The sequence below is a fragment of the Streptomyces solincola genome (assembly GCF_002982015.1).
Taxonomy (GTDB): Bacteria; Actinomycetota; Actinomycetes; order Streptomycetales; family Streptomycetaceae; genus Streptomyces; species Streptomyces solincola.
Window position 1 is genome coordinate 1 of record NZ_PVLV01000057.1, and the last position, 6,792, is coordinate 6,792.

General features: G+C 74.2%; 5 protein-coding genes. 2 read left to right on the forward strand and 3 right to left on the reverse strand.

Features of this window, described 5'->3' with window-relative positions; translation table 11 throughout:
- Positions 1–107: 107 nt before the first annotated feature.
- Both C6N75_RS04355 and C6N75_RS04360 read left to right on the forward strand, forming a co-directional pair.
- Positions 108–1,667 (forward strand): alpha/beta hydrolase, encoded by a 1,560-nt coding sequence (locus tag C6N75_RS04355; RefSeq protein ID WP_105867504.1) that lies wholly within the window; start codon positions 108–110, stop codon positions 1,665–1,667.
- 114 nt (positions 1,668–1,781) lie between these two features.
- On the forward strand, positions 1,782–3,308 hold the full coding sequence (locus C6N75_RS04360; protein WP_105867505.1) for an alpha/beta hydrolase: 1,527 nt from the start codon (positions 1,782–1,784) through the stop codon (positions 3,306–3,308).
- Between the two features lie 157 nt (positions 3,309–3,465).
- Here C6N75_RS04360 and moeZ read toward each other — a convergent pair whose 3' ends face one another.
- The 3 genes from moeZ to C6N75_RS04375 all read right to left on the reverse strand — a co-directional run bounded on the left by moeZ (position 3,466) and on the right by C6N75_RS04375 (position 6,495).
- The gene (gene moeZ, locus C6N75_RS04365; RefSeq protein ID WP_105867506.1) at positions 3,466–4,644 is read right to left on the reverse strand and encodes an adenylyltransferase/sulfurtransferase MoeZ; all 1,179 of its coding nucleotides are present in this window, start codon (positions 4,642–4,644) and stop codon (positions 3,466–3,468) included.
- Positions 4,645–4,705: 61 nt separating this feature from the next.
- A complete protein-coding gene (locus tag C6N75_RS04370; RefSeq protein WP_105867507.1) occupies positions 4,706–5,521 on the reverse strand; it encodes a spherulation-specific family 4 protein in 816 nt (271 codons plus the stop codon).
- Complete coding sequence (locus C6N75_RS04375) at positions 5,509–6,495, reverse strand: NAD-dependent epimerase/dehydratase family protein (RefSeq protein ID WP_105867508.1); 987 nt, start codon at positions 6,493–6,495, stop codon at positions 5,509–5,511. Before C6N75_RS04375 ends, C6N75_RS04370 begins: the two co-directional genes overlap by 13 nt.
- Positions 6,496–6,792 lie beyond the last annotated feature (297 nt).

Here is a 6,792-nt window from a genome sequence, read left to right on the forward strand (position 1 = left end):
CTCACGCCCGCCGCCAAGCGAGTGGCCCCCGCCCGGCGCCGGGCGGGGGCCACTCGCTTGGCGGCGGGCGTGAGCGCCACACCGCGCACGGGCGCACCATGGGACGCATGATGCTCCGCGCCGCCCGGCCCGCCGCCGTCCTCGCCGTCGCCGCCCTGCTGGCGGCCGGCTGCTCGGGCGGCGGGGACGGCGACGGCGGTGACGACGGGACCCGCGTCCGGGAGCTGGCCGCGCAGAAGCTGACCTGGCGGGACTGCCCCGCCCCGTCGGTGGAGGAGGGCGGCGGCACGGCGCCCTCGCCGCTGCCCGGCGGCGGCCGCTGGCAGTGCGCCTTCATGGACGCCCCGCTGGACTGGTCGGACCCGGGCGGCGAGACGATCGAGCTGGCCCTGATCCGGGCCAAGGCGTCGAAGCCCGCCGACCGCATCGGATCGCTGGTCTTCAACTTCGGCGGGCCGGGCGGCTCCGGCATCACCGCGCTGCCGTCGTTCGCGCAGGACTACGAGACCCTGCGCACCCGCTACGACCTGGTGAGCTTCGACCCGCGCGGCGTCGGCCGCAGCGCGGGCGTGCAGTGCCTGGACGACGCCGGGCTGGACGCCCTGTACGCGCTGGACTCGACGCCGGACGACGCGCGGGAGGCGAAGGCGTACGACGACGGGCTGAAGCGGTTCGCGGAGGCGTGCGAGGAGAACTCCGGCGACGAGCTGCCGCACGTGGGCACGGTGAACGCGGCCCGTGACATGGATCTGATGCGGCAGGTCCTCGGCGACCGGAAGCTGTACTACTTCGGCATCTCCTACGGCACCGAGCTGGGCGGCGTCTACGCGCACCTGTACCCGAAGACGGTGGGACGGGCGGTGTTCGACGCGGTGGTGGACCCGACGAGCACGGCGGTGAGCAGCGCGCTCGGCCAGGCCAAGGGCTTCCAGTTGGCGCTGGACAACTTCGCGAAGGACTGCGTGGCCCGGGGCGACGAGTGCAAGCTGCCGGGCGGAAGCGTCCAGGAGGTGGAGGGCTTCGTCACCGGGCTGCTGGCCGAGCTGGAGAAGAAGCCGATCACCGGGCTCGGCGACCGGAAGCTGACGGCGTCGGCGGCGACCAACGGCATCGCCCAGTCCCTGTACTCGAAGGAGTACTGGCCCTATCTGGAGCAGGGCCTGGACGAGGCGGACGGCGGCAACGGCGGCCTGCTGATGGCCCTGTCGGACTCGATGAACGGCCGCGACCAGAACGGGAACTACAGCAACGTGCAGGCGGCGAACGCGGCGATCAACTGCGTGGACGACGAGGCGCGGTTCGACGTGGCGCAGGCGCAGGCGAGGCTGCCGGAGTTCCGCAAGGCGTCACCGGTCTTCGGCGACTACCTGGCCTGGGGCCTGATCGGCTGCTCGCACTGGCCGGTCAACGGCAGTCGGGACCGCCCGGACGTGAGCGCCGCCGGTTCCGCGCCGATCCTGGTGATCGGCAACACCGGCGACCCGGCCACCCCCTACGCCGGGGCGAAGGCCATGGCGAACGCGCTCGGCAAGGGCGTCGGCGTGGAGCTGACCTGGGTGGGCGAGGGGCACGGCGCCTACAACGGCGGCGACGCCTGTGTGAAGAAGGCCGTCGACGGATACCTCCTGGACGGCCGGGTGCCGAAGAACGGCACCGTCTGCCGCTGATCGCGCCCCCGTCCTCCGCTGCCGGACCGGCCTTCCCGTGACAAGGAGTCACGCCGGGACCACTGTCAGTGGCTCCCCCTACGATGGCGATCAGTTCAGACGTTGGGGGAGCACATGTTCAGCACACGAGTACGGGCCGCCGCCCTCGCGGCCACGGCGCTGCTGGCGGCTCAGGCGGCCACCGGCTGCCAGAGCGGCGCGGACGACGGCGGCGGGGGCGCGCGGGAGCGGGGCGCGGCGCCCGCGCTGCCGGGACTGCCCGCCGCACTGGCCGGGCAGCGGCCCGACTGGCGCGCCTGCGAGGCGCCGGGCGCGGAGTGGCGGTGCGCCGAGGTGCGGGTGCCGCTGGACTACGGGCGGCCGGACGGCGGGACGATACCGGTCGCCCTGATCCGCAAGGAGGCCGGGGACCAGGACCGGCGGATCGGCTCGCTGCTGTTCGACTTCGGCGGGCCGGGAGCCTCCGGCGTGGACCTGCTGCCGCAGTTCGCGCCCGACTACACCGCCCTGAACACCCGTTACGACCTGGTCGGCTTCGACCCGCGCGGGGTGGGCCGGAGCGCCGGGGTGGCGTGCCGGGACGCGGCGCAGGAGGCGGACGCCGAGCGCCGGGTCGACCGCACCCCGGACACCCCGGCCGAGCAGGCCGCCTACCTGGCGGACAGCCGCGCCTTCGGGGCGGGCTGCGAGCAGCGCGCGGGCAAGCTGCTGCCGCACCTCACCACGACCAACACGGCCCGGGACATGGAGCTGCTGCGCAGCGTCCTCGGCGACGACCGGCTCAACTACTTCGGCATCTCCTACGGTACGCAGCTGGGCGCCGCCTACGCGCACCTCTTCCCCCGGCACGTGGGGCGCACGGTGCTGGACGCGGTGGTGGACCCGACCGCCGACACCGTGGGCCAGGCCCGCCACCAGACCACCGGTTTCCAGCGGGCCCTGGACAACTACTTCGACTCCACCGGCGAGGGCGCCGAGGCGGGCTCGGCCGCGCTGGCGAAGCAGCTCCGGCGGCTCGACGGCAGCCCCCTGCCGACCGCGGACGGGCGGCCGCTCACCGAGAGCCTCGCCCTCACCGGCATAGCGCAGGCGCTGTACGCGGAGAGTCTGTGGCCGATGCTGACCGAAGGGCTCCGCCAGGCGAGGGAGGGTTCCGGGGACGGGCTGCTGGAGCTCGCCGACATGTACAACGACCGCCGGGAGGACGGCTCGTACAGCACCCAGGCGCACTCCCAGCGGGCGATCTCCTGCGCCGACAGCAGCAGTCGGCCGACGGCCGCCGAGGCGAGGGCCCTGCTGCCGGAGTTCCGCCGGATATCCCCGGTCTTCGGGGAGTTCATGGCCTGGGACACCGCGGGCTGGTGCCATGACTGGCCGGTGAAGGGCGAAAGCGCCACCTCGGAGGCGAGCGCCCCCGGCGCCGGTCCGGTGCTGGTGGTCGGCACCACCGGCGACTCCGCGACCCCGTACGAGGGCGCGGTGCGGATGGCGAAGGAGCTGGGCGAGAAGGTCGGCGTCCTGCTCACCTACCGGGGCGAGGGCCACGGCGCGTACAACGGCGGCAGCTCCTGCGTGAGCAAGGCGGTGGACGCCTACCTGCTCGACGGCAGGGTCCCGGCCGGCGGCACCGTCTGCACCTGACGCGCCGGCCTTCGGCGGCGTGCACGCCCGCGGGGCCGGGCCCACCTGGGCCCGGCCCCGCGGGAACCGCTTCACTCACCGGCGACCGGTCACCGGCACCCCGCCACCGGGGTCGTCACCGGCCACCGGGTCACCGCGTCACCGCGTCACCGGAAGGTCAGTAGACGGGCTTCTCCGGCTCGATCTGGTTGACCCAGCCGATGACGCCGCCGCCGACGTGCACGGCGTCCGCGAAGCCGGCGGACTTCAGCACCGCGAGGACTTCCGCACTGCGGACACCCGTCTTGCAGTGCAGGACGATCTTCCGGTCCTGCGGGAGGTCCTGGAGCGCGGTGCCCATCAGGAACTCGTTCTTCGGGATCAGCCGGGCGCCGGGGATGGCGACGATCTCGTACTCGTTGGGCTCGCGGACGTCGATGATGTCGATCTTCTCGTCCTGGTCGATCCACTCCTTGAGCTGCCGGGGAGTGATCGTGGAGCCGGCCGCCGCCTCCTGGGCCTCCTCGGACACGACGCCGCAGAAGGCCTCGTAGTCGATCAGCTCGGTGACGGTGGGGTTCTCGCCGCAGACCGCGCAGTCCGGGTCCTTGCGGACCTTGACCTGCCGGTACTGCATCTCCAGGGCGTCGTAGATCATCAGGCGGCCGACCAGCGGGTCGCCCACACCGGCCAGCAGCTTGATCGCCTCGGTGACCTGGATGGAGCCGATCGAGGCGCACAGCACGCCGAGGACGCCGCCCTCGGCGCAGGACGGCACCATGCCCGGCGGCGGGGGCTCGGGGTAGAGGCAGCGGTAGCACGGGCCGTGCTCCGACCAGAACACCGAGGCCTGGCCGTCGAACCGGTAGATCGAGCCCCAGACGTACGGCTTGTCCAGCAGCACGCAGGCGTCGTTGACCAGGTAGCGGGTGGCGAAGTTGTCCGTGCCGTCGACGATCAGGTCGTACTGACCGAAGATGTCCAGCACGTTCTCGGCCTCGAGCCGCTCCTGGTGGAGGACCACGTTGACGTACGGGTTGATGCCCAGCACCGAGTCCCGCGCGGACTCGGCCTTGGAGCGGCCGATGTCCGACTGGCTGTGGATGATCTGGCGCTGCAGGTTGGACTCGTCGACCTCGTCGAACTCCACGATGCCGAGGGTGCCCACACCGGCCGCGGCCAGGTACATCAGGGCCGGCGACCCCAGGCCGCCGGCGCCCACGCAGAGCACCTTGGCGTTCTTGAGCCGCTTCTGCCCGTCCATCCCGACGTCCGGGATGATCAGGTGGCGGGAGTACCGGCGGACCTCGTCTACGGTGAGCTCGGCAGCCGGCTCGACCAGGGGTGGCAGCGACACGGGGACTCCGTTGGTCGGTAGTCAGTACGGTTGTTCTTCCGTAACACTGCCATGGGGCTTCTCATTCCGAGACACCTGGTCCGATACGCGAGACGATTTCGTCCCAGTAGCCGGGCAGCGCCTCGAATGGGCGGTTCTGCCCCGGTTCGCCCCCCGGTGGCGCGGAAAGCGCGGCCGGCCCGACGGGCCCGAGCCCGTCCGCCGGGGTGCGGTCGGTGAAGAAGACGGTGCCCGCCCCCTGCCACCGCGCGATCCGCACCGCCTCCTCCAGGTGGGTCCGGGGCACCCCGTGGACCAGGTGCACGAACCGCTCCGGCGGCAGGTCGGCGGTCCACTCCGCCGCCTGCGACCAGCGGTAGTCCGCCCACCGCCCGCGGAAGGTGACCAACTGGTCGGCGACCTCGGCGTAGCCCGGGTCGGGGTGCGTGCCGTGGCCCAGCACCAGATGGCAGCCGTCCGCCCGGTCGAGCACCGTCTCCAGGGTGGCCGCGACGCGCCGCACGTCCGCCAGGCGCGCCCGGTCGGACGGGCAGCGGTCCAGCAGGTAGCCGTCCACCCGGTACCAGTCGGCGTACCGCTGCGCCTCCGCGGCGGTGTCCCCGAACGGCCGGGCGCCGTGGGCCAGGTCCAGGTGGCCCAGCACGCGGACGCCGGCGTTCCGCAGCCGCCCGGCGGCCTCCAGGCAGTGCGGGTCGGGCCGGGCGCCCGGGCCGTCGGCCACGTTGAGCACCGCCCAGTGCACCGGCATCCCGGGGCGTAGCAGCTCCGCCCACTCCACGGGGGCGAGCAGCGGGTGGGCGTAGCCCGGCACGCCGAAGCCGAGCCGGTGGGCGCCGGTCGCGGAGAGCGGGCCGCCGACGCGGGTCAGATGCGGCATGCCGCCTCCATCCAGATGTCGGCGAGCGACTCCTCCAGGTTGATCCGGGGGCGCCAGCCGAGCCGGTCGCGGGCGGTGCGCACATCGGCCTGCTGCCAGCTTCCGCAGCCGTCCGGATACGGGGAGGAGGGGCCGGGCTGCGGCAGGTCCGGGCCGGCGTCGGCGCGCAGATGGCCCGGCAGGTCGCCGCGCTGGACGCCGATGAGCGGGCGGCCCGCCGGCACGTCGACCTCGTGCAGGGTGCCGGGGTAGCCGGCGACCCGGGCCAGCACGGCCGCGGCGTCGCGCAGCCGGACGGCCCGCCCGGTGCCGATGTTGACCACCCCCTGGGCGGCGGACAGCGAGGCGGCGTGCACGGCGCGGGCCACGTCGCGCACGTCCACGAAGTCCCGCTGGACGCCGAGGCCGCCGAGCTTCAGTTCCGCGTCGCCGTTCTGGATGGCCCGGCGCAGCGCCTCCGCGAGCCGGCCGAGCGGGGAGCCGGCCGGGGTGCCGGGGCCCACCGGCGAGAAGACCCGCAGCACCACGGCGTCCAGTCCGGAGCCGAGCACGAGTTCGGTGGCGGCCAGTTTCGACACCCCGTACGGGCCGCCCGGGCGCGGCACCGCGTCCTCGGCGATGGAGGAGCCGGGCTGCGAGGGCCCGTACTCGGAGGCGCAACCGACCTGGACGAGGCGGGCCTGGCAGGTGCTGCGGCGCAGCGCCTCGCAGACGGTGGCGACGGCGACGGTGTTGTGGCGGGTCAGCTCCCGGGCGCCGCCCCGGGTGGCGCCGGCGCAGTTGACGACCACCCCGGGGTGGACGGCGTCCAGGAACCGGGTGAGCGCGCCGGGGCTGCCTCCGGCGAGGTCGAAGCGTACGTCGGCGTCGTCGCCGCGCCCGAGCGCGGTGAGGTGGACGGCAGGGTCGGCGAGCAGCCGGTCGGCGACGAACCGACCGAGGAATCCGTTGGCCCCGAGCAGCAGCACCCTCATCGTGTGCCTCCGTCGGGTAGGCCGGCTGTGGCGGCTGTGGCGGTCATGGGTCGTCTTCTCCTTGCGGTGCTAGTCGGGCTGGTGAAGCGGGTGAGGGCGGGCCCGGTCGTACGCGCCCGGCCTCCGCGCGGGCCGCCCTCGGCGGGACGGGAGCCGGGGCGGCGGCCGCCGGGACGGGGACGGGCGTTCCGGGGACGGGCCGGGTGAGGCCCGCTCACGCGGGGTGGCGGCAGATGGCGAGCCCGGGTCGGGCCGGGGCCGGCCGGGGGCGAGCCGTCGGGGGGTGCGGCCTGGCGC